We start from the raw sequence: 18,641 nt of genomic DNA, 5'->3' as shown, positions 1-18,641 counted from the left end.
TACCTGCCCCATGAATGCAAGACCGACACTGCCCGACGCGCAGATGCCCCCCTATGTGCTGGGCACGATGGCCCTGACCGGCTACTACGGCCCCGTGAACGAAAATCAGGCGGCCGCGACCATCGCCCGCTACCTTGACGCGGGTGGACGCTACATCGACACCGCCGACCTGTATGCCGATGGCGCCAATGAAATCTTGGTGGGTCGCTGCCTTGGTCCGCTCCGAAAAAACGTGGTGCTGGCCACAAAGTTCGGCTACACCTTTGGCGAGCGGGCCGACCAGCGAGGCCTGGATGCGCGCCCGGAAAGGGTCGAGCCCGCCTGCGACGCGAGCCTGCGGCGCCTAGGCACCGACCACATCGATATCTACTATCTGCATCGAGTGGACTCACACGTGCCCATCGAGGACACTTGGTGCGCAATGGCGAGGCTGGTGGAAAAAGGCAAGGTGCGCGCCTTGGGCTTGTGCGAAGTGGGTCCCGCCATATACCGGCGCGCCGCAGCCATCCATCCGGTCGCGGCGGTGCAGTCCGAATACTCGCTCTGGAGTCGCGAGCCAGAGGAGGAGATGCTGGAGTTCCTGCAGGCGCAGGGCGCGTGGTTTTTTGGCTATGCGTCGCTGGGGCGCGGTTTCCTCAGTGGTGCGGTGCGCAAGCCGGAGGATTTTCCGCCCGAGGACCAGCGGCGCGACATGCCCCGTTTTCAGGGTGAGAATTTCCGCCGCAACCTGGAACTGGTCGATGCGCTGCGCGCCATGGCTGCCGAGATGGGTGTGTCCGCGGCGCAGCTTGCTCTTGCCTGGTGCCGTCGCCACCTGAAGGCCAGCCCGATCGCCGGGGCCACCGCGCCAGAGCATATCGACGATGCGCAGGCCGCGCTGGCGCTGTCGGTGCCCGCTGAAGTGTGGGCTCGGATCGACGCCGTGTTTCCGCTGGGGGCTGCGGCCGGCCAACGCTACAGCGCTTCAGCGATGAAGCGATTGCAAAGTGGTCGCTAATGGCCTCTTGGCGCGAGGCGGTTGGATCTCGCGCCCAAGCGCTTGCGATGCTCGCCTGTAGCGCATCTGGCACATACGCCGGCATGTGAATACACAGCCGGGAGCGGGTAATTCATGTACGGCGAGGGTGCCGCGATCGGGGATCCTAGGCCGCCGGGTAGATGCTTGTGTCGGCGCCAAAGTTGGCCGAAAGACGTCGCGCGGCGTCTTGAAGAGCGGGCACATAGCTCTTGGTGCCCGATTCCTCCAGCCGATAGCGCGGGCCCGAGATGCTCAGCGCGCCAGCGAGCCCCCCGTCTGGACCGAAAACAGGGACAGAGACTGCCGCCAATTCTGGATCGACTTCATTGCCGAACGAGGATGCCCAGAATTCGCGGCGTACTCGGTCGAGGCGTTCCCCTGGATCGCCGCGGAACGCCATGATCACGCTACCGGCCGCTCCGTTTTCCAGTGGCCGCCAATCGCCCTCGCGCACGACGTCCCGAATCATACGCGGGGCATCCACGCGATGCAGGCAGATGCGACCATTTTGCGCCGGCACGTAGTACGAAGCACTCTCGCCCAATAGGGCCACAAGCTCGCGCAGGACCGGGACAACGTATTCCGAGGTTCGAAACTGTCGTTGAAAAATGGCGCCGAGCTGGAGTGGTTTGGAGCCAATCTGGTAGCTGCCATCGGTAATGCGCACGAGATAGCCGGCGCGCTGCAAAGACTCCGCTAGGCGCAGCACGGTGCTCTTGTGCAGGCTCGCGCGCTCGGCGATTTGTGTGAGAGTAAGGCTGTGGTCCTGCGGCGTGAACGTTCCCAGAATGCTGAGGGCGCGGTCTACGGCGGCAACACCGGTTTCTTCCGACATATGATGAGCAGCAGAACTGCCAAAGCCATTGAAGTGTCGGGCAACTGAAGGGTAGAGTCCCGAAGCCAGCCGATCTACAGGCTTAACCTTCTTCGGAAACAACAGAGTACCGTCCGAAACAATTTCTGCTCTGGCGATCTGAGGTCTGTAGGTATTGGAAACTCAATTCTACCAGATAGAACAATAGCTGGGTTCCACTCCAGTTTTTCCAACAGGCAGCCTCTTCTCAGATCTGGGCCGATAGGGACGCAAGGGCTGACCGTCCAGAAAGGAAAACCGGCTCGATAGCCACATCACTGTGTCTTCTCTCGATTCTCGAACAGCCCGATGCGCCTTCTGGATCGGCGCCGTAATATCATATTTACGCATTTATTACACTAATAGCGCAGATATTCCAATTGACCCATGGTGGGAATGGGTATTCATCCGGGGTTGGACGCCCAATACTCTCGCTGCGGCGCTGATCTCCCGCGGTTGACGGACAGGCGACCCGCCACCTCCATGCCTCCATGAGGCGGGTCGTCTTCTTTTTCATGTCGGTCAACGGGCGGGGGTAGCTCAGCGGTAGAGCGGAAGGCCCCCAAGCTTATGACGAGGGTTCGGTTCCCATCGCCTCAGCGAATCCGTCAAACCGTTTTGCGCTTGTTCGGCCAAGCTGGCTCACATGCGAGCTACGGTGCATTGCCTTTCTTCGTCACCGCCTCCAGTTCCCGCCGCACCTGCGCCTGGAGCTTTTCGCGCACAGATCAGGCGGGCCGACCCACTCCTTAAGGGCTTGTTAGCACGATCTAGCCTTCGAGTGCTGAGATCTGATCCGTGTCGTACCGGGCGCGCAGATCGGCGACTTTCTCCGGATTCGCCGCGCCACCCCTGGCTACGGTATCCGCAAGCTCCTCGAAGTAATGCTCGTGACCGGGCAGCGACACTGTCATCAAGACGTGCGCTGGCTTGTCCGAGAGATTGGCGATGTTGTGCGCCACGCCCGGTGGCAGGAACACATAGGTGCCCGGCGTCGCGCGTACGCGCCGGTCGCCAATCTGCCAGTCGCACTCGCCCTCCAGCACATGGAAGGTCTCTTCCTGCACGCGATGCACGTGCAGCCCCGTCGAAAAGCCGGCCGGGATCGTCCATTCGAACATCGACATATGGCGGGTGTGGTCGCCGGTGACGAGAAACGCCATGGGCTGGCCGGCGAGCTGCACTTGCTTGCCTTCGCCCGGCATCCGGATGATCGCCGTTGCAGTCATGATATGGCCTCTCAAACCAGGCGGCCAAGGCCGCTTATCAGGCGGTGCAGTCCAACCCTAATTACGTGATCCTGATTGGACCGCTCGTTGCTCTGGATCGAATCGATGAAGCGAAAGCTGCCGCCGCGCGCGTTCTGGAATTGCAGCCGACTTTCCGATTCAGCCGCCAGTTTGCCGGCGTCGACTGTGCGCCCCCGCTTGCACAAATGCTTGGCGACGCGCTACGCATCGCCGGGCTGCCTGAATAGGCTTGCGCTATCCCGTCAGCTTGGCTGAGCGCCGGTCGCGTTTTATGCCTTGCTTGCCGCATTTCGGTATCGCGCTCCTGAGAAACAGTTGGGGCAGCAGGTTTTTTTCAAGCTGGCCGAACGGCTTGGGTGATCTGGGAACCGAGGGTAGTCGCGCGGCGTTGGAGAGCGGCGACGGCGCGCTGGCGCTGCTGTTCTTCGTAGTGCTGCTGGCCCTGGTCGACGAAGACTTCGCTGCGGGCCAGCATGAGGTACACCATCCAGGCGAGCTTATGGGCGACGGCGGGATTGGCGCGCGGCGTGTCAATGCGCGCGCACAGCCGCGGGTAGAACGCGCCTACCCCGAAGTCGTTGCGCGACAGGCTCATCGCCGCCAGTCAGTCATGACGGAGCGCGGCCGGCGATGCTGCGCCGCACACGGGATCGACTTCACTGCGAGCGCGGCGGCAAGCAAAGCGGTTGGGCCAACTCTCGCAGCACGGAAAGAAAGAGCTGTGCCGCCGGGCCCAGGGTCCGGCCGCGCAATGTCAAGATCATGGTGGGCGTACGCCACGGCGGCAGCGCAATGGGCAGGACCTTGAACATCTCGCGATGCCGCCCAAAGGGCAGGAGCGAGTGCGGGACCATGGTCACAAAGCGACCCGTGTCCAGCAGGCTGTATCGGGCCATCAGGGAGCCGGAGTGGATGACCCGCTGCGGCATCGCCAGGCCCCGCGCCGCCAACGCCTCGGGCAGCGGCGTCTCGGGCATAACCTCATTGCGCGACAGGATCCAGTGTGCATCGACCAACTCGTCCAGTTCGATGCGCCGACGCTTGGCGAAGGGACCTGCATGGCCAACCACGACCCGCATATGGTCATGAAACAGCGGCTCGCCGTCGATGCCAGGAGGAAGCGGCAGCTTGTAAGGTCGTGCCACGACAAAGCTCACCATCCGCTCCATCAGGAAGTGGTTGATGAGGTCCGGCGACTGTCCGGACTCCAGCACAAAGCGCATGCGAGGGTGCTTGCGCAACACCGCCTCCATCGTGGCGCTGACCAGACCGGCATGCAGCGTTTCCATGCACCCCAGCCGCACTTCACCACCGCTGGGGTCGGCCAGGTGATCCAGCTCACGCAGAGCGCCTTGCATCTCGTCGAACACCGCCTTGGATCGGCGCACCAGCGCCTCCCCGAATGGCGTAGGCTCAATGCCCTTGGGGCCTCGCTCCAGCAGGCGCAGGCCCAGCGTGTCTTCCAACTCGCCGATGACCCTCGACACCGCCGACTGGGACAGGTGCATGGCCTGTGAAGCCTTGCGCATGCCGCCCGCTTGAACGACGGCCACCAGGGTCTGCAGATCGTGCAGGCGCACCCGCCGCATTGCCCGTTCGATGTCCATGCCTCGCCTCCATTGATCTTGGAACGAGATCATATGATGCCAAAAGAATGCTTTCCCGGAACGGCCTGCAACCCTAATCTGGCACCCGACACAGGTGCAAAGGGCAAAAACATGATGGCGATGGTTAGCGACGAGACTACAGTGGACCGCGAGCCGGCCGTTGTGCGGCGCACACCCGGTCTATTGCTCGGGCCGTACTACCCCCTTACCCCCTCGAACGGTTCGGATGCTGATCTGTGGAGTGGTGATGCTCGGTTGCCCGATGGTGCGCGTTACCTCCAATTGCAAGGCAGGGTGCTCAATCTTCTCGGTGTACCTGTGGCCGACGCACTCGTCGAAATCTGGCATGCCGACTACCACGGCCGCTACCGGCACCCCAGTGCGCCCGATCACGAGCGAGTGGTCAAGGGGTTCGCGGGCCACGGCAGCGTGTGCAGCGATACGCAAGGCCGCTTCGCTTTCCGCAGCCTGGTGCCCGGCGCCTATGCCGATGGCCTTGTGCAGCGTGCGCCCCATGTGCATGTGCAGGTGACAGGCCAGGTGGACCGCTTGATTACGCAGATCTTCCTGCCTGGTCATCCGCTGAACGGCCACGATCGCTGGTACCGCGCGGTGGCACGCCCCGAATTGCTCACTCCCGACGTCTTGCGCGACGGTGCCGATACCCTGGCGCTGGCCTGGACCGTCGTGCTCACGCAAGGATGAATCGTTCGCAATCCAGAAGGAGAAGATGATGGAAACGATCAACACCCAACGGCGCCGGCTGACCTCTGCCCTGCTCTCCGCCGGCATCGCTGCCCCTTTGTCCCTGCGGGCACAGCCTCGAATCGATGCCTTGCGGATCATCCACGGCTACCCGGCGGGCGGATCGATTGACGTCGTCTGCCGCAAGCTGGCGGAGAAACTCACCGGGCGCTATGCCGACCACGTGATCGTGGAGAACAAGCCCGGCGCGGCAGGACGGCTGGCCATCGAGGAACTCAAGAGAGCGCGCGCGGACGGCTCGGCCATGCTCGTCGCGCCGGCCTCCGCCTTCACGCTGTATCCGCACGTCTATCGCCAGCTGAGCTACGACGTGTTCACCGACCTGGCGCCGGTATCCACGGTGGCCAGCACGGGCTTTGCGCTGGCTGTCGGGCCCAAGGTACCGCCGGAGGTCAACAGCTTCGAGGCATTCAAGCAGTGGTGCCGTGCCGATCCCGCGGCTGCGCAGTGCGGCAATCCGGGCGCCGGCTCGCTGCCCCACTTCATGGCCACGCTGATGGCGCGCGAGGCCGGTGTGACGCTGGGGTACATCCCGTACCGCGGCGGCTCCGCGGCGATGCAGGCCACGGCTGCGGGAGAAGTGGCGGCGGCGCTGTCGACCGAGGCCTCCGCCCGCCCTCTGCTGCAGGCCGGCAAGCTGCGCGTGCTGGCGACCACCTGGCCCGAGCGCTCGCCGTTCTTCCCCCAGGTGCCGACCTTCCGCGAACTGGGGCTGCCAGCGCTTGCGCGGCGCGAATGGTTCGGCGCGCTCATGCCCGCTCGCACGTCGACCACGACGGTGCAAACGGCGGTGGAGGCTCTGCACGCGGCACTGAGGGAGGGGGACCTGCGCGACGTCTTGGAGCGCTCCTACCTGGGCATCGATTCGTCGACACCGGCGCAGTTGCAAGCTGCCATCCGGCGTGAGTACGACTTCTGGGCTCCGATCGTGCGAGCGTCTGGGTTCACGCCCGAGGGCTGAAGAGCCGGCTGAATAGCGGCTGGCGATACGGCTCTGGCAGGACGAGCGCAAAGCCGATGGCTGTATCCGCATTCCACAGAACGGCCCGTTCAGTCGAACCTTAGATTTCGTTGCACCACGACTTGCCGCCAACGTTGGTACTCGCTGGCGATGTGACGCCCAAAAGCCTCGGGCGTGCCCGGGCTCGGCTCCGTGCCCGCGCGCGCCAGCATGGCGCGCACTTCCGGCTCGTTCAGCACGGCCGTGATGTCCGCGTTGAGCTTCGCGACAACGGGGGCTGCCATGCCTGCTGGCCCAACGATTCCCCACCACGAGCTGACATCCATGTCGTGCAGACCCTGTTCGCACAGCGTCGGCACCTGCGGCAGCGCTTTCACACGGTGGGAGCCGGTGACGGCCAGGGCCCGCTGCGGCCGCTTTCAATGAATGGGAGCGGCCCGGATAGGGTTTCGAACATGCCCTGGATGTCCCCCGTCAGCAGCCCCTGATAGACTCCCGGAGCCACCCGATACGGCACGTGCGCCATGAAAATGCCCTCGTTCTGCTTGAGCAGTTCGGTCGCCAAGTGATGCAGGGACCCCTGCCCCGGCGCGAGGTGCGTGCGGACCGCTGGCGCTGGCGGAGGCGAGGCGAGTTGTTTTGAACGTGCGGTGCAGACACAAGTGGATGGCGACACACGCATTGATCCGTCGCTGTTTTCGTACCTGTCGCCGCTCGGCTGGGAGCACATCAACCCGACCGGCGACTTCGTGCGGCGGAAAAGCCACAAACTCGAAAAAGGGAAGTTCCGCCCCTTAGAGCAACTTCCAGAGATGCGATAGCCGACAGGCCAAGTTCGGCTGGCACATCGCTCGATGGCATTGGCAGCGCACACCATTCGAGGATGGGGGTAGGCTGCACAGCCGAGACTGCCACCTGCGACTTGTCGCTGAAGATATCCGAGAAACTCAAATCCAAATTGAACATGCACGATTAGAGACGTGGCACGGAGCGAGGCACCGAGCCCGCGGCTCATCGCGTGCGGTTGGTGGCAACCAGTGCAATGATGATCGCTGCGAGGCGGCATTAGCCTCTGCTTCTGCGGGGGTAGTTGTACGCTCAGCGCTGTCAGGATTTTCGTCTCCGCCGCGATTGTGGCGTTCTCTTCGGCCCGGGATGAACTGGTGACCACCCAATCATCCGCGTACCGCGTGATTGATAGCCCCTGCGCCGCATCTCCTAATCAAACGGCGTCAGGACAGTATTGCGCAGCAACGGGATGGGACCCCACCTTGCGGGGTTCCGCGCTCCTTACCGGTCTTCCGGCGCACTCAGAATTTGTGACGCAGACCAAGCGCGAAGGTACTTCCGGTGGATGCGGTCGATAGCTTGTCGAACATATAGATGGCGTAGACATCGGTGCGCTTCGACAGGAAGTAGTCGTAGCCAAGCGATGCCGTGTTCCTGATGGAGTACGGGGTCCGCGGCTGGTTGCGTGTTGTTCTTGCCCAATCCACTAGCACCGAACCCGACGTCGTGACCGGCACAGAGAAGCCAACTTGGTAAGTCCGCGTCAAAGCGTCATTCCCATTGGTGCTCGTTCCCTCTATCGTTGCGAAGAGCTTGGCCCATTTGAAATCGTAGCCAATGCCCGCAAGGTAGGCATCCTGCGAAATGATGGGGGCGGTGATACCGCTGCGTACACGTTGCAACGAAACACCAGCAGTCAGGTTCCCACCTGAGTAAAAGCCGTGAAGCCCGATATTCGCAGTGCCATTGTGACCAGGAACCTCGCCAAAACCGTAAATGGCTGTACCGCTGAATCCGCCAAAGTCGGGGGTTTCATACCGGACGGCGTTGTTCCAGACCGTATCGCCTACGATTGCGCCACCGAAGGTCGCAACGAACGACTGCGTCACCAACGGCGAAAAGACAACAGAGGCACCAAACGGATTTAGCCGCTGCATCACCGCGTAGGTCGGGTTGGTTTGCCGCCCGAACGTGATTTGCCCAAATCCCCCCTGAAGCCCAAGATAGGCGTTGCGGGCAAAGAACGGGTCCGTGGCATTGCGTCCTTGCCCACCGGTGTCGGGTTGAAAGAAGCTCTCCAGCGTGAATACTGCCTTTAGATTCCCACCGAGGTCTTCCGTCCCACGCATACCCCAATAGGACGTGGTAAGCCCCCCGCTTCCCTCCAACCACGTCGCCGTTGGCGTATCCGCGCGCTTTGACGACGCGACGTAAGTACCGACCAGCCCGTATAACTCTACCGAGCTTTGTGCGCGAACCTCAGCATTCATCCCTGCACCGATTGCCGCCAGCAAGGCAGCACCCGCAGTTCGCTTCAACGTGACATTGCTTTTCATCGTCTCTCCTCCTCACCCGTCCCTTGACAGGACCTTCTTTTTGATGCCATAGCGATCAGGCCGCTACGGGCTGAGCCCCCCGGCTGCATTCAAACGTGCTTGTAAAGATGTCGAGCTTCGTTCTTTTCTCCTTTGATTATTGGGTTGGACGCAAACCGAACTATGGAGCGATTTCTTCCAGACTTCGCTCGCGCGTCTCAGTCTTGTACGGCTGCCAACGTACCGAATATCGCGACATGCAGGGCGTCTCCTCTTTGTTGTGGTGTCTACTTGTGGCTGCGTGTGAGCGCGCTGGACATGACGTCTCCTGCCAACCGTCGCGTCGACGTGAGAGAAATCCACGTTGGATCAGGCGCCGGGCGGGTTGCTGGCAGTGGCTGCCTCGATCGGCCCAGCGATAGCGTGCTTATTGCTTTTCGATGTGCGCGCGCTCAATGACCTCATGCCACTTGCGAATTTCGCCGGCGACGAGTGCCTGGAACGCCTGCGGGGTGCTGGAGCGCGGTTCCAGTCCCAGGTCCGCCAGTTTCTTTGCCGATGCGGGGGACTGCACCACCTTGGCAAGCGCCTGGTTGAGGCGCGTCACAACCGCGACCGGAGTCTTCGCGGGCGCGGCCAAGCCGTTCCAGGACGTGGCTTGGTAGTTCGTGAGACCAGTCTCGCTCATGGTGGGTGTGCCGGGCAGGCTGGCGAACCGCTTGCTTCCCGTGACGGCGAGCGGACGCAGGGCGCCGGACTGGATCTGCGGCAGCACTGCCGGCATGGTCTCGAATCCGGCCTGCACATTGCCGCCGCGCAGCGCGCTGACCACATCGCCGCTAGATCGGAACGGCACCACCTGGGCGTCAAGCCCGGCCATTGCGATGAAGAGTTGCGCAGCGAGGTTCTGTGTGCTGCCGATCCCCACCGTGCCGATATTGAAGCCTGCCGGATCCTTGCGCGCCTGGGCGATAGCCTCGCCTACGGTCTTGAGCTTGCTCGCCTTGTCCACCACCATGACCAGGTCGAAGCTGCCAATCGGCGAAATCATGGCAAAGTCTTCGAGCGGGCGGTAAGGAAGCGTCTTGAACAGCGAAGAACTGACCGCGTTCTGGTTGCTGACCAGCAGTAGTGTGTGTCCGTCTGGCTCTGCCTTGGCCACTGCAACTGCCGCGTTGATGCCGCCGGCACCGGGCAGGTTCTCGACCACCACTGGCTTGCCCAACTCCTGGCCCAGGCCCTGGGCCACAATGCGCGCTGCGATGTCGGCTACGCCGCCAGCACCGAAGCCCACGACGATGCGCAGCGGCTTGCTGGGGAATGGCGCTTGCGCCAGTGCCGCCGTGCTCGCCAGCATGCCGCACGCGGCGAGAATGGGGGCCAGCCAACGCAAGCGCTGGCGCAGGCCGGGCACCGTCGTCCTGCCGAGTTGGACCGGGGTTGGTGAAAGTGGCTGTGTGGTGGTTGGTTTCTTAGACATGTCGTCTCCATTCTGGTCATGGTACGTACGCGTAGACAGCCGCTCTCTCAAGGCGCGCTGCATACGTGCTTGCGCTCTTTGGCGCCATCGCTGGGTGTGCTGCCGAGCCGCATGGGAGGGGAGCGGTGTGCGACCCCGACCGGTTCCCGGTATCGCGTCGGTGGCGCTTAGCGTCCGCTGCCTTCGCCCCAGTACAGCCGGGTCGGATTGTCCGCCAACAGCTTGCGCTGGAGATCGGCGGTCGGAGCGATCTTCGGCACGTAGTCAACGAGCTTGCCGTCGTCGGGCATATGGCCTTTTAGATTCGGGTGTGGCCAGTCGGTGCCCCACAGTACACGATCCGGGAAGCGCTCCACCAGCGTGCGCGCAAAGGGGACTACATCCTCGTAGTCTGGCGGCCCCGACAAGCTCAGGCGTTCCGGACAGCTAACCTTCGACCAGACATTGTCATGTTCTTGCATCAGCCGCAGGAATAGCCCGAACTCGGGACCGTCGACGCGCTTGCTGATGTCTGGTCGTCCCATGTGGTCTACCACCACCGGGGACGGCAACGTGGTGAAGAAGTTCCAAAGTTCGGGCAGATCTTGCGCTTCGAAGTACACCACTACGTGCCAGCCGAGCGGTGCAATGCGGTTGGCGATGTCGAACAGGACCTCGCGAGGTGTGAATTCGACCAAGCGCCTGACAAAATTGAAGCGAACGCCCCGCACCCCTGCCTCGTGCATGGCGTGCAACTCGGCGTCGCTGACTTCACGCGGCACCGAAACCACGCCTCGGGCTTTGCCCTCGGAGCGGGCCAGCGCATCGAGCAGGGCACTGTTGTCATGCCCGTGGCACGTGGCCTGGACCACGACATTGCGTTCGAAGCCAAGGTGATCGCGCAACGCAAAGAGTTGCTCGCAGGAAGCGTCGCAGGGTGTGTACTTGCGCTCCGGCGCGAACGGGAAAAGATGCTCCGGGCCAAACACGTGGCAGTGCGCATCAACCGCGCCCGCTGGCAGCCTGAATTGGGGGAGCGAGGGAGCTGGGTGGAATGGCAGCCAGTTCGGGTCCATCGGCATGAGTCGCTTCCTTGAAATGGGTCTGGGCTTACTGAAAAGACACGCCCGGATCAGACGGTGGCATTGAGGATACGGTCGGCTTCGATGCGCCAGTCGCCAAGCGGCGCGTCGCCATCACCGAACAGACCTCGGGCCGCGAGATCGGCAACCCATGCCTGTCGTTCGGCGGTGCTACTGGCCGACATTGGCTCCAGGCCGACTTCGCTGACAGTGCGCGCGACCTCGTGCATCTCCTCCGCGCGGCGGCGGCCATGCTGAATCACCCGGTGAAAGAAATAGCTACCTTGTTGCTCCCAATCGATTCCCGGGAAGGTTTCAGCCAACGAAGCCAGCATCGCGTCCTCCACGCCGTAAGCGCGGGCCGCAGAGAAGCATTCGATCACCATGGCCTCCAGACCCTTGATCAGGATGCTGCGGCACATCTTGGTAGCCGAGACGACCCCAAGCGCGGCCGAGCCTACCTTTGCCTGAAAGCCCAGCGTCTCCAGGTGTGGGTGCAAGCGCGCTGCCGACGGTCCGCCCAGCAGCAAGGGCACGCGTATCCGGTAGGGGCCGATGGAGGTCATCACAGCGCCTTCCACATAGCGGCCACCCGCGCCGTCCACCAACCCGGCAGCCTCGATCTTGGTGCCGGGCGAAGCGGAGTTGAAGTCCAGGAAGAAGGCCCCGGCACGCAGCCCCGCCCGGCAGGCCTGCGCCACCGCCAGGGTCTGATCGGCGGTGACGGCACTGACGACCAAGTCCGCGCCGGCGACCAGATCGGAATGGCTGCTTGCCAGCCTTACGCCGATGGCGGCAGCGTGGCGCTGCAACGCTTCCCCGCTTGGGGCTTGCAACAGCCGGTCGAAGGCGGAAACAATCACACCGGCCGCACGGAGGTCTTCGGCTAGCGTGCGGCCAACCTCTCCATAGCCGACCAAGCCGATATGCCACTGGCGAGCATCGTTCGATGAGGTCATGATGTCAGTCGATATAGCGCAGGCCAGCCTTGGCTAGGCTGGGCCGCATGTTGTAGATGTCCAGGCCAAGTTCGCCGGCTGCGAGGCGCACGCGTTTCGCCGCTTCCTTGTCCTCGCGCTCACTGGCGGCATTCGCTACTTGCTGGGCGATGGCGGCAGGCACCACCACCACACCATCCTCGTCGGCGATCACGACATCCCCCGGATTGACCAAGGCCCCGCTGCAGACCACTGGCACGTTGACCGAGCCCAGCGTGGCCTTGACTGTGCCGCGCGCATGAATGGCTCGGGAGAACACTGGAAAGCCCATTTCTCTCAGTTCTTTGACATCGCGTACACCGCCGTCGATCACCAGGCCTGCGCCGCCACGCGCCCGGAACGAGGTTGCAAGCAGATCGCCAAAGAAACCATCGCTGCTTTCGGCCGTGCAGGCCGCGACCACCACGTCGCCCGGCGTCAATTGCTCCGCCGCCACATGCAGCATCCAGTTGTCGCCGGGCTGCAGCAGAACGGTGACCGCAGTGCCACACAGGCGTGCGCCGGGAAAGGCCGGACGCATCTCTGGCTTCATCAGCCCGATACGGCCCATGGCCTCATGAATTGTGGCGACTCCGAACTTGGACAGTTCTTTTGCCGCCGCGGCGGAGGCGCGCTCGATATGACGCTTGACGATGCCGAGTTGATTCATGACTGGGGATTGAGAATGGGTTGTGATCACCTGGGGCTGTTCTGTCAGCGGCCCTGGGCCTTCAGGGCTGCGTCGAGCCGCGGATAGACGCGGCGCGCGTTGCCTTCGTAGATCTGATGGCGGTCCTGCTCCGTCAGCGTGGACGCGGCGTCGATGTAGCGACGGGTATCGTCGAAGTGGAAACCGGTCTCAGGATCGACGCCGCGTACGGCGCCAATCATCTCCGACGCGAACAGCGTGTTGAACACGGGGATCACCCTGGTGAGCAGGTCGATGCCGGGTTGGTGGTAGACGCAGGTGTCGAAGAAGATGTTGTTCAGCAGGTGATCCTGCAGCAGCGGCTTCTTTAACTCCTGCGCCAGGCCACGGAACCTGCCCCAGTGGTAAGGCACGGCGCCGCCCCCATGCGGGATCACAAAGCGAAGCGTCGGGAAGTCCTTGAACAGATCGGATGTCAGGCACTGCATGAACGCCGTAGTATCCGCATTCAGGTAGTGCGCCCCGGTGGTGTGGAAGCAAGCATTGCAACTGGTGCTTACGTGGATCATCGCCGGAATGTCGTAGTCCACCATCTTCTCGTAGATGGGGTACCAAGAGCGATCGGAGAGCGGCGGTGCGGTCCAGTGGCCGCCCGACGGATCCGGATTCAGGTTGATGGCGACAAAGCCGTAATCTTCCACGCAACGAACCAGCTCGGGAATGCAGGTTTCGGGTGCGACGCCCGGCGATTGCGGCAGCATGGCCGCGCCGATGAACTGTTGGGGGAACAGCCCCGCCACGCGATGACACAGTTCGTTGCAGATCGAGGCCCAGGTCGAGCTGGTCTCGAAATTGCCGACGTGGTGAGCCATGAAGCTGGCGCGCGGTGAAAAAATCGTCAGATCGAGGCCCCGCGCCCGCATCAGCCGCAGTTGGTTGTGCTCGATGCTCTCGCGCAGCTCATCGTCGCTGATGCGCAAGTCGCCAGCCTTGGGCCCGATAGCCGGGTTGTCCAGACTGTCTATCTGGCGCTTGCGCCAGATTTCCAGTGCCGCGGGGGCAGTCGTGTAGTGGCCGTGGCAATCGATGATCACGCTTTGTCTCCCTTCCATACTGACTGAGGAATCAATGCCTCGCCCTTCATCAAGGCACGGGCGGTGCGCAGCAGCGCGGCGCGCAGTACATTGTGCGGATTGGCCGGATCCATCTCCAGCGAGACGCTGAACTCTCCGCTCGGATGCTCGACTGAGAGCGCCTTCGGCACGCTGTCAGGCACCGACGCCAAGCCCTCGGCAACGGTACCCGGCAGCACGCATGCCGTCCCGACTGTCACGGCGGCCAGCACGCCGATGGCGTCGTGGCATACGTGGGGGATGAAGCAGCGCGTGGCGATGCTGCCGCCCTGGCGCGGCGCCGCCACCAGGCACATCTTGGGATAGGGCTTGGCGCTGACGTCGCCCATCCCCATCAGTTCACCGCATTGAAGCCGGAGTGCTTCCACGCGCTCCTTCAGCGCCGTGTCGGCATTGAGCTGGTCCACCGTCTCGGCGCCGGTGCGGCCTAGGTCGGCGGCTCGCACCAGCACCATCGGCATTCCGTTGTCGATGCACGTCACCTCGAGGCCGTCCATCGTGTCTAGCACACGGCCCGTGGGAAGGAGGCCCGCGCAGACCGAACCGGCGGTGTCGAGGAAATTGATCAGAACTGGGGCCGACGCGCCAGGCACGCCGTCGATGCGTGCGTCACCGTCATAGCAAATAGTCCTGTTCGGTGTCTGCACGGTGATGTCGCACTGCATGCCGGTATTGCGGGTCAGTACGCGATAGGTGGAGGCCTTGCCATGCGCCTGCACCAGCCCAGTTTCCAGCGCGAACGGCACCACCGCGGCCAGCATGTTGCCGCAGTTGGGGGTGGTATCGACCAGTGCCTTGTCCACGGAAACCTGCGCGAACAGAAATTCGAGGTCGACGCCGGGCTGTGTGGAGCGTGCCACGATGCCGGCCTTGCTGGTAAGCGGGTTGGCGCCGCCAAGCCCGTCGATCTGGCGGCGGTCGGGCGAACCCATCACGGCAAGCAGCACGCGATCGCGGCTGGCGGCATCTGCGGGCAGGTCAGTCTCGAGGAAGAACGGACCGCGCGAGGTGCCTCCGCGCATCAGGAAGGTGGGGATTGAGATTTGCATGCGACCGATTATGGAGACTCGGCCAAGATCGAAACAGCGCACAATCCCACTAGCAGATATATCATTCTGCTATAACGCAAAGCGTGATCTGCTGCGTTGTACCCAATGACATGGACATCAAACAACTCGAATACTTCGTGCACGTTGCCGAATTGAGCAGCTTCACCCGTGCCTCGGTCGTGCTGAATGTGGCTCAGCCTGCCCTTAGTCGGCAAGTCAGGCTGCTGGAGGTCGAACTGCGGCAGAACCTGTTGATTCGCAACGGGCGCGGGGTCACCACCACCGAGGCCGGCAAGCTGCTACTAGAGCATGGCCGTGGACTACTGCACCAATTTGCCATTACCAAGGAGGAATTAGCGCGCCTGCGCGGCGCCACGGGAAGCAACATCGCCCTCGGCATGCCGCCAAGCCTCTCGCGCATTTTGATCGTGCCGCTGATCCGTCAATTCCGGGCGGCGTTGCCGGGCACCGTGCTCTCGGTCTGCGAAGGCCTCTCCACCGCGATGCAGGAGTCCCTGCTCAACGGTAGGCTGGATGCAGCGCTGCTCTATGAACTCCCCGGCAATGCCATGGCTTCAGGCGTGGAAATCACGCAGGTCTGCGAGGAAGACCTTTTTCTGATCGAGTTGCGTGGTAGCAGCAATGCGACCGCACCGGTCGTCCTCGAAGAATTGGCGCAAACGCCGCTGGTGATTCCCAGTCGGCCCAATGCGATGCGCATGAAAGTAGAGACGCGGCTGACCGACGTCGGCCTCGTCCCCACCATCGCCCTGGAAATCGACAGCGTGTCCTCGCTGCTCGACCTGGTGGCCGATGGCGCCGGCAGCGCAGTGCTGCCGATCAACGCCTTGTTGAACTCGACGCATGCAGACCGACTGGTCGCTCGGCCTATCTCCCCGCCCGGTTTGCGTATGCGCCTGGTGCTCGCGGTCAGCTCGCATCGCCCCTCGACCCGCTCGCATCAGTCCATACTGGACGTGATCCTGCAAACCACCCGAGCCGTCCTGCACGGGCGCGAAACCGCTTGAGCCCAGCTTTTCACTTCACGGACCCAGGGCCTTTTGCAAGCTTCTTGTTTGTGATGTCGAAACGGTCTGCATTCATGTATCCGGCTTGCACTCGGGCGATAGTCAAGAAGCGATAAGCGACGAATTTGCACGCAACCGGTTGCACGACTGGCCGGCTGGTGGCCCGCAGCACAGTTGCTAGCCTCGAATTGGGGCCCCGGCGGCGCTGATCTCCCGCGGTTGACGGAAAGGCGACCCGCCACCTCCATGTCTCCATGTGGCAGGTCGCCTTCTTTTTCGCCTAAATATCAAAATAACGCACGACACACTCAATATGCGCAGCCATTTCGATTGCCCGATCGATGGCAGGGTAGTCAGCCAGATATGGCGCATCTAATATCCGCGCTGCGTTCCAAGGTTCCCGCTATTGACGCCCAGACGATCCGCGCCGCGGGGGCTGCGGATCGTCTGCTTTTTTGCCCTTTCCGAGCACGAATATCCCGCGACGGCGATACTGGAATCTCCCTACCGCCTCGCAATCCGACGGGTCTGCGATGGCAGCTCGCCGAACGCATCGCGATACACCTTGGCGAACTTGCCGAGGTACTTGAACCCCCAGCGCATCGCGACTTCAGCAACCGACGCTTGATCGCCGTGCAGGAGTTCATTGCGCACGCCCTCCAGCCTAACCCGCTTCAAGTACGCCATCGGCGTGGTGTTCTTGAAGGTGGCGAATCCCACCTGCAGGGCGCGCACGCTGACGCCGGCGGCTTTGGCGATATCCTCGACCAAAATGCTGTCCCGCGCATAGGCATGGATGAACTCGATCGCGGATTTTACGTGCCGTGGCGACGGTCCAGGCGTCTTGCCTAGCAGCCTGTCGGAGTAATCGTGTGGCAAGCCCTCCAGAAAGGCCCCCACGGCAACGTCACGGATGCTGGCCGCCGTGGCCATCGCCGTCGCCCTGGATCCGTCCTCTCCGAAACACGACTGCATCATCTGCATCACGGCGCGGCCCAGTCTCACTCCATCCGATTCCGGGGAGACCTCGGACTGGAAGGTCACCGGACGCGTCACCGGTGCGTCCAGCAGCGCCGATAGTCGCTGCGTGATATCGTTCGCGCCGACCAGCAGTACGTCGTAGCTGCCGGCCTGCCATTGCCATTGTCTGACCTGCGTCGCTTCCAGAACTGCGCAAGCGCCTGCCAACCAAGTGCGCTCCTGTTGACCAATCCTGGCCCGCAGCCCGCCCTCGTGGAGCAGCACCAGCGCGTAGCCGTCAAACGGACTGTCGAACCGGAATCGAGCACCCGTTGTCGTCTGAATTTGATGCGTCACCGCTCCGCCGGCGAGACTCGACGCCAGCCGCACGTCAAGATGATCTCCCCTCCCCGATTCGATCGCAACGTTGCCCCGGATCGGTCGCAAGCGCGCCGAAAGTTCGTCGGCATCGCTTGCGATCACCGTCTCGGCGTGGATCGCTGGTCTCTCAGTCATATTGGCTCGCCAATCACCCACACTGCTGGGGCGAGTCGCAAAGACGGTGCGCATGCTTGGACGATGCGCTTTATTCTCATCATTTCCCCCTCACTTCCTGAAGCGATCAAATTCTGCCAGAAGTCATAGAATAAAGACATTCATATGGTATCGTGATTGGACCAATAAAAAGAGCAGAAGCCCATCAAGAGGTTATTTGCTCACTTCATTCAAAAGTCGCGCTTTGGGGAACCGGTGGGGAAGGCGCTTGCCGGGATAAGAAACGGGAGGGGGCTGTGAACGGGCAGCTTAGGGACATTCTCGCGACACTACCGAAGCTTTCGGTTTCGCAGATCCAGACGACGATCGACGTGCTGCACGCCGAAGGCATCCCAAACGCTCCAATCACACCCGCTCGACAAGGCCTGACCGAACGTCAACAGGTCGTGCTCTTCCTCGTTCTGGAGGGACTGCCCAATAAGCTCATCGCGCGCCGCTTGGGCTTGGCGGTAAATACCGTCAAGCAACATGTCGCCGCCATCCTGAAGCGCCTAGGCGCTCGCAGGCGCATAGAGCTTATATCGAGGGCGAAGCCTGAAGACAATAGCAGCCCATCTGTCTGCCCAACGAGCGGCGGACCTAATCAACCTGTCGGCGCGGCACTGAGCTGCTCATTCGAGACTAAGGCCCTCGGCCTCACGAACCGCCAAGGTACCGTGCTGCTCCATTTGCTCGATGGCATGTCCAACAAGGAAATTGCGCAACGTCTTGGATTAACGGAAAACACCGTCAGAAAACATATTTCTGCCATTCTGCTCCAGCTTGGTGCGTGCTCGCGACTTCAAGTCATATCCAAAATGCGACAGATCAGCTTAGCTTCGCCGGCCTCGACCGATTAATTTAGTATCTTTATCGCGCACTAAATATCAACTCTGCGCAATTTCTTATACCATGCCCCTCCGGTGCGGGGTAGAAACTCATTGTGCTCGCTGATCTGCACGGCGCATTCTATTGCTTAATAAATCACCTCT

General features: G+C 62.4%; 19 protein-coding genes and 2 pseudogenes. 7 read left to right on the top strand and 14 right to left on the bottom strand.

Going from position 1 to position 18,641, the window contains the following annotated elements:
* The first annotated feature begins 10 nt into the window (after positions 1 to 10).
* Complete coding sequence (locus P3W85_RS14755) at positions 11 to 997, top strand: aldo/keto reductase (RefSeq protein ID WP_276265340.1); 987 nt, start codon at positions 11 to 13, stop codon at positions 995 to 997.
* 145 nt (positions 998 to 1,142) lie between these two features.
* On the opposite strand, the gene P3W85_RS14750 is transcribed toward P3W85_RS14755, so the two are convergent.
* Entirely contained in the window at positions 1,143 to 1,955 is an 813-nt protein-coding gene (locus P3W85_RS14750; protein ID WP_276265339.1) for an IclR family transcriptional regulator, read from the bottom strand.
* 686 nt (positions 1,956 to 2,641) lie between these two features.
* Positions 2,642 to 3,100 carry a cupin domain-containing protein gene (locus P3W85_RS14745; RefSeq protein ID WP_276265338.1) on the bottom strand — a complete coding sequence of 153 codons (459 nt, stop codon included), beginning with the start codon at positions 3,098 to 3,100 and terminating at the stop codon, positions 2,642 to 2,644.
* Between the two features lie 44 nt (positions 3,101 to 3,144).
* On the opposite strand from P3W85_RS14745, the gene P3W85_RS14740 reads away from it, so the two are divergent.
* Complete coding sequence (locus P3W85_RS14740; protein ID WP_276265337.1) at positions 3,145 to 3,348, top strand: hypothetical protein; 204 nt, start codon at positions 3,145 to 3,147, stop codon at positions 3,346 to 3,348.
* A 107-nt stretch (positions 3,349 to 3,455) separates the two neighbouring features.
* On the opposite strand, the pseudogene P3W85_RS14735 reads toward P3W85_RS14740, so the two are convergent.
* Both P3W85_RS14735 and P3W85_RS14730 read right to left on the bottom strand, forming a co-directional pair.
* Positions 3,456 to 3,725, bottom strand: a pseudogene (locus P3W85_RS14735) (IS110 family transposase); the annotation flags it as partial.
* Positions 3,726 to 3,777: 52 nt separating this feature from the next.
* The gene (locus P3W85_RS14730; protein ID WP_276265336.1) at positions 3,778 to 4,728 is read right to left on the bottom strand and encodes a LysR family transcriptional regulator; all 951 of its coding nucleotides are present in this window, start codon (positions 4,726 to 4,728) and stop codon (positions 3,778 to 3,780) included.
* Between the two features lie 33 nt (positions 4,729 to 4,761).
* Between P3W85_RS14730 and P3W85_RS14725 the strand changes: the two genes are divergently transcribed.
* Both P3W85_RS14725 and P3W85_RS14720 read left to right on the top strand, forming a co-directional pair.
* Positions 4,762 to 5,433 carry a hypothetical protein gene (locus tag P3W85_RS14725; RefSeq protein ID WP_276265335.1) on the top strand — a complete coding sequence of 224 codons (672 nt, stop codon included), beginning with the start codon at positions 4,762 to 4,764 and terminating at the stop codon, positions 5,431 to 5,433.
* Positions 5,434 to 5,458: 25 nt separating this feature from the next.
* Entirely contained in the window at positions 5,459 to 6,454 is a 996-nt protein-coding gene (locus P3W85_RS14720) for a tripartite tricarboxylate transporter substrate-binding protein (RefSeq protein WP_276265334.1), read from the top strand.
* Between the two features lie 89 nt (positions 6,455 to 6,543).
* Here P3W85_RS14720 and P3W85_RS14715 read toward each other — a convergent pair whose 3' ends face one another.
* Both P3W85_RS14715 and P3W85_RS45530 read right to left on the bottom strand, forming a co-directional pair.
* Positions 6,544 to 6,831: a tripartite tricarboxylate transporter substrate-binding protein gene (locus P3W85_RS14715; RefSeq protein WP_276265333.1), complete on the bottom strand. Its 288-nt coding sequence runs from the start codon at positions 6,829 to 6,831 to the stop codon at positions 6,544 to 6,546.
* The gene (locus tag P3W85_RS45530) at positions 6,828 to 7,019 is read right to left on the bottom strand and encodes a hypothetical protein (protein WP_430869549.1); all 192 of its coding nucleotides are present in this window, start codon (positions 7,017 to 7,019) and stop codon (positions 6,828 to 6,830) included. The genes P3W85_RS14715 and P3W85_RS45530 overlap by 4 nt, the downstream gene beginning before the upstream one ends.
* 76 nt (positions 7,020 to 7,095) lie before the next feature.
* Here P3W85_RS45530 and P3W85_RS14705 point away from each other — a divergent pair.
* Positions 7,096 to 7,275 (top strand): annotated as a pseudogene (locus tag P3W85_RS14705) (hypothetical protein); the annotation flags it as partial.
* Positions 7,276 to 7,764: 489 nt separating this feature from the next.
* Here P3W85_RS14705 and P3W85_RS14700 read toward each other — a convergent pair.
* The 7 genes from P3W85_RS14700 to P3W85_RS14670 form a co-directional block, all read right to left on the bottom strand.
* Positions 7,765 to 8,799: a porin gene (locus tag P3W85_RS14700; protein WP_276265331.1), complete on the bottom strand. Its 1,035-nt coding sequence runs from the start codon at positions 8,797 to 8,799 to the stop codon at positions 7,765 to 7,767.
* A gap of 406 nt (positions 8,800 to 9,205) precedes the next feature.
* Positions 9,206 to 10,258, bottom strand: coding sequence for a Bug family tripartite tricarboxylate transporter substrate binding protein (locus P3W85_RS14695; RefSeq protein ID WP_276265330.1), 1,053 nt, complete (start codon positions 10,256 to 10,258; stop codon positions 9,206 to 9,208).
* 167 nt (positions 10,259 to 10,425) lie between these two features.
* Entirely contained in the window at positions 10,426 to 11,319 is an 894-nt protein-coding gene (locus tag P3W85_RS14690) for an amidohydrolase family protein (protein ID WP_276265329.1), read from the bottom strand.
* 50 nt (positions 11,320 to 11,369) lie between these two features.
* On the bottom strand, positions 11,370 to 12,278 hold the full coding sequence (locus tag P3W85_RS14685) for an NAD(P)-dependent oxidoreductase (RefSeq protein ID WP_276265328.1): 909 nt from the start codon (positions 12,276 to 12,278) through the stop codon (positions 11,370 to 11,372).
* Between the two features lie 4 nt (positions 12,279 to 12,282).
* Complete coding sequence (ligK, locus tag P3W85_RS14680) at positions 12,283 to 12,966, bottom strand: 4-carboxy-4-hydroxy-2-oxoadipate aldolase/oxaloacetate decarboxylase (protein ID WP_276265327.1); 684 nt, start codon at positions 12,964 to 12,966, stop codon at positions 12,283 to 12,285.
* A gap of 44 nt (positions 12,967 to 13,010) precedes the next feature.
* The gene (locus tag P3W85_RS14675) at positions 13,011 to 14,039 is read right to left on the bottom strand and encodes an amidohydrolase family protein (RefSeq protein WP_276265326.1); all 1,029 of its coding nucleotides are present in this window, start codon (positions 14,037 to 14,039) and stop codon (positions 13,011 to 13,013) included.
* Positions 14,036 to 15,127 (bottom strand): 4-oxalomesaconate tautomerase, encoded by a 1,092-nt coding sequence (locus P3W85_RS14670; RefSeq protein ID WP_276265325.1) that lies wholly within the window; start codon positions 15,125 to 15,127, stop codon positions 14,036 to 14,038. Before P3W85_RS14670 ends, P3W85_RS14675 begins: the two co-directional genes overlap by 4 nt.
* 110 nt (positions 15,128 to 15,237) lie before the next feature.
* Between P3W85_RS14670 and P3W85_RS14665 the strand changes: the two genes are divergently transcribed.
* Positions 15,238 to 16,155: a LysR substrate-binding domain-containing protein gene (locus P3W85_RS14665; RefSeq protein WP_276265324.1), complete on the top strand. Its 918-nt coding sequence runs from the start codon at positions 15,238 to 15,240 to the stop codon at positions 16,153 to 16,155.
* A gap of 504 nt (positions 16,156 to 16,659) precedes the next feature.
* On the opposite strand, the gene P3W85_RS14660 is transcribed toward P3W85_RS14665, so the two are convergent.
* Entirely contained in the window at positions 16,660 to 17,631 is a 972-nt protein-coding gene (locus P3W85_RS14660; RefSeq protein ID WP_276265323.1) for a helix-turn-helix transcriptional regulator, read from the bottom strand.
* Between the two features lie 275 nt (positions 17,632 to 17,906).
* On the opposite strand from P3W85_RS14660, the gene P3W85_RS14655 reads away from it, so the two are divergent.
* Positions 17,907 to 18,509, top strand: coding sequence for a response regulator transcription factor (locus tag P3W85_RS14655; RefSeq protein WP_276265322.1), 603 nt, complete (start codon positions 17,907 to 17,909; stop codon positions 18,507 to 18,509).
* Positions 18,510 to 18,641 lie beyond the last annotated feature (132 nt).

It is taken from the genome of Cupriavidus basilensis, assembly GCF_029335485.1.
Taxonomy (GTDB): domain Bacteria; phylum Pseudomonadota; class Gammaproteobacteria; order Burkholderiales; family Burkholderiaceae; genus Cupriavidus; species Cupriavidus basilensis_E.
Note: the sequence above shows the minus strand (reverse complement) of the source record. Positions and strands in the feature narration are given on the sequence as shown.

Bases quoted from the DNA above. Each gene is read 5' to 3' on its own strand.
- P3W85_RS14755 (WP_276265340.1), top strand. From the start codon at position 11: ATGAATGCAAGACCGACACTGCCCGACGCGCAGATGCCCCCCTATGTG.
- P3W85_RS14745 (WP_276265338.1), bottom strand. From the start codon at position 3,100: ATGACTGCAACGGCGATCATCCGGATGCCGGGCGAAGGCAAGCAAGTG.
- P3W85_RS14730 (WP_276265336.1), bottom strand. From the start codon at position 4,728: ATGGACATCGAACGGGCAATGCGGCGGGTGCGCCTGCACGATCTGCAG.
- P3W85_RS14725 (WP_276265335.1), top strand. From the start codon at position 4,762: ATGATGCCAAAAGAATGCTTTCCCGGAACGGCCTGCAACCCTAATCTG.
- P3W85_RS14720 (WP_276265334.1), top strand. From the start codon at position 5,459: ATGATGGAAACGATCAACACCCAACGGCGCCGGCTGACCTCTGCCCTG.
- P3W85_RS14700 (WP_276265331.1), bottom strand. From the start codon at position 8,799: ATGAAAAGCAATGTCACGTTGAAGCGAACTGCGGGTGCTGCCTTGCTG.
- P3W85_RS14695 (WP_276265330.1), bottom strand. From the start codon at position 10,258: ATGTCTAAGAAACCAACCACCACACAGCCACTTTCACCAACCCCGGTC.
- P3W85_RS14690 (WP_276265329.1), bottom strand. From the start codon at position 11,319: ATGCCGATGGACCCGAACTGGCTGCCATTCCACCCAGCTCCCTCGCTC.
- P3W85_RS14685 (WP_276265328.1), bottom strand. From the start codon at position 12,278: ATGACCTCATCGAACGATGCTCGCCAGTGGCATATCGGCTTGGTCGGC.
- ligK (WP_276265327.1), bottom strand. From the start codon at position 12,966: ATGAATCAACTCGGCATCGTCAAGCGTCATATCGAGCGCGCCTCCGCC.
- P3W85_RS14670 (WP_276265325.1), bottom strand. From the start codon at position 15,127: ATGCAAATCTCAATCCCCACCTTCCTGATGCGCGGAGGCACCTCGCGC.
- P3W85_RS14665 (WP_276265324.1), top strand. From the start codon at position 15,238: ATGGACATCAAACAACTCGAATACTTCGTGCACGTTGCCGAATTGAGC.
- P3W85_RS14660 (WP_276265323.1), bottom strand. From the start codon at position 17,631: ATGACTGAGAGACCAGCGATCCACGCCGAGACGGTGATCGCAAGCGAT.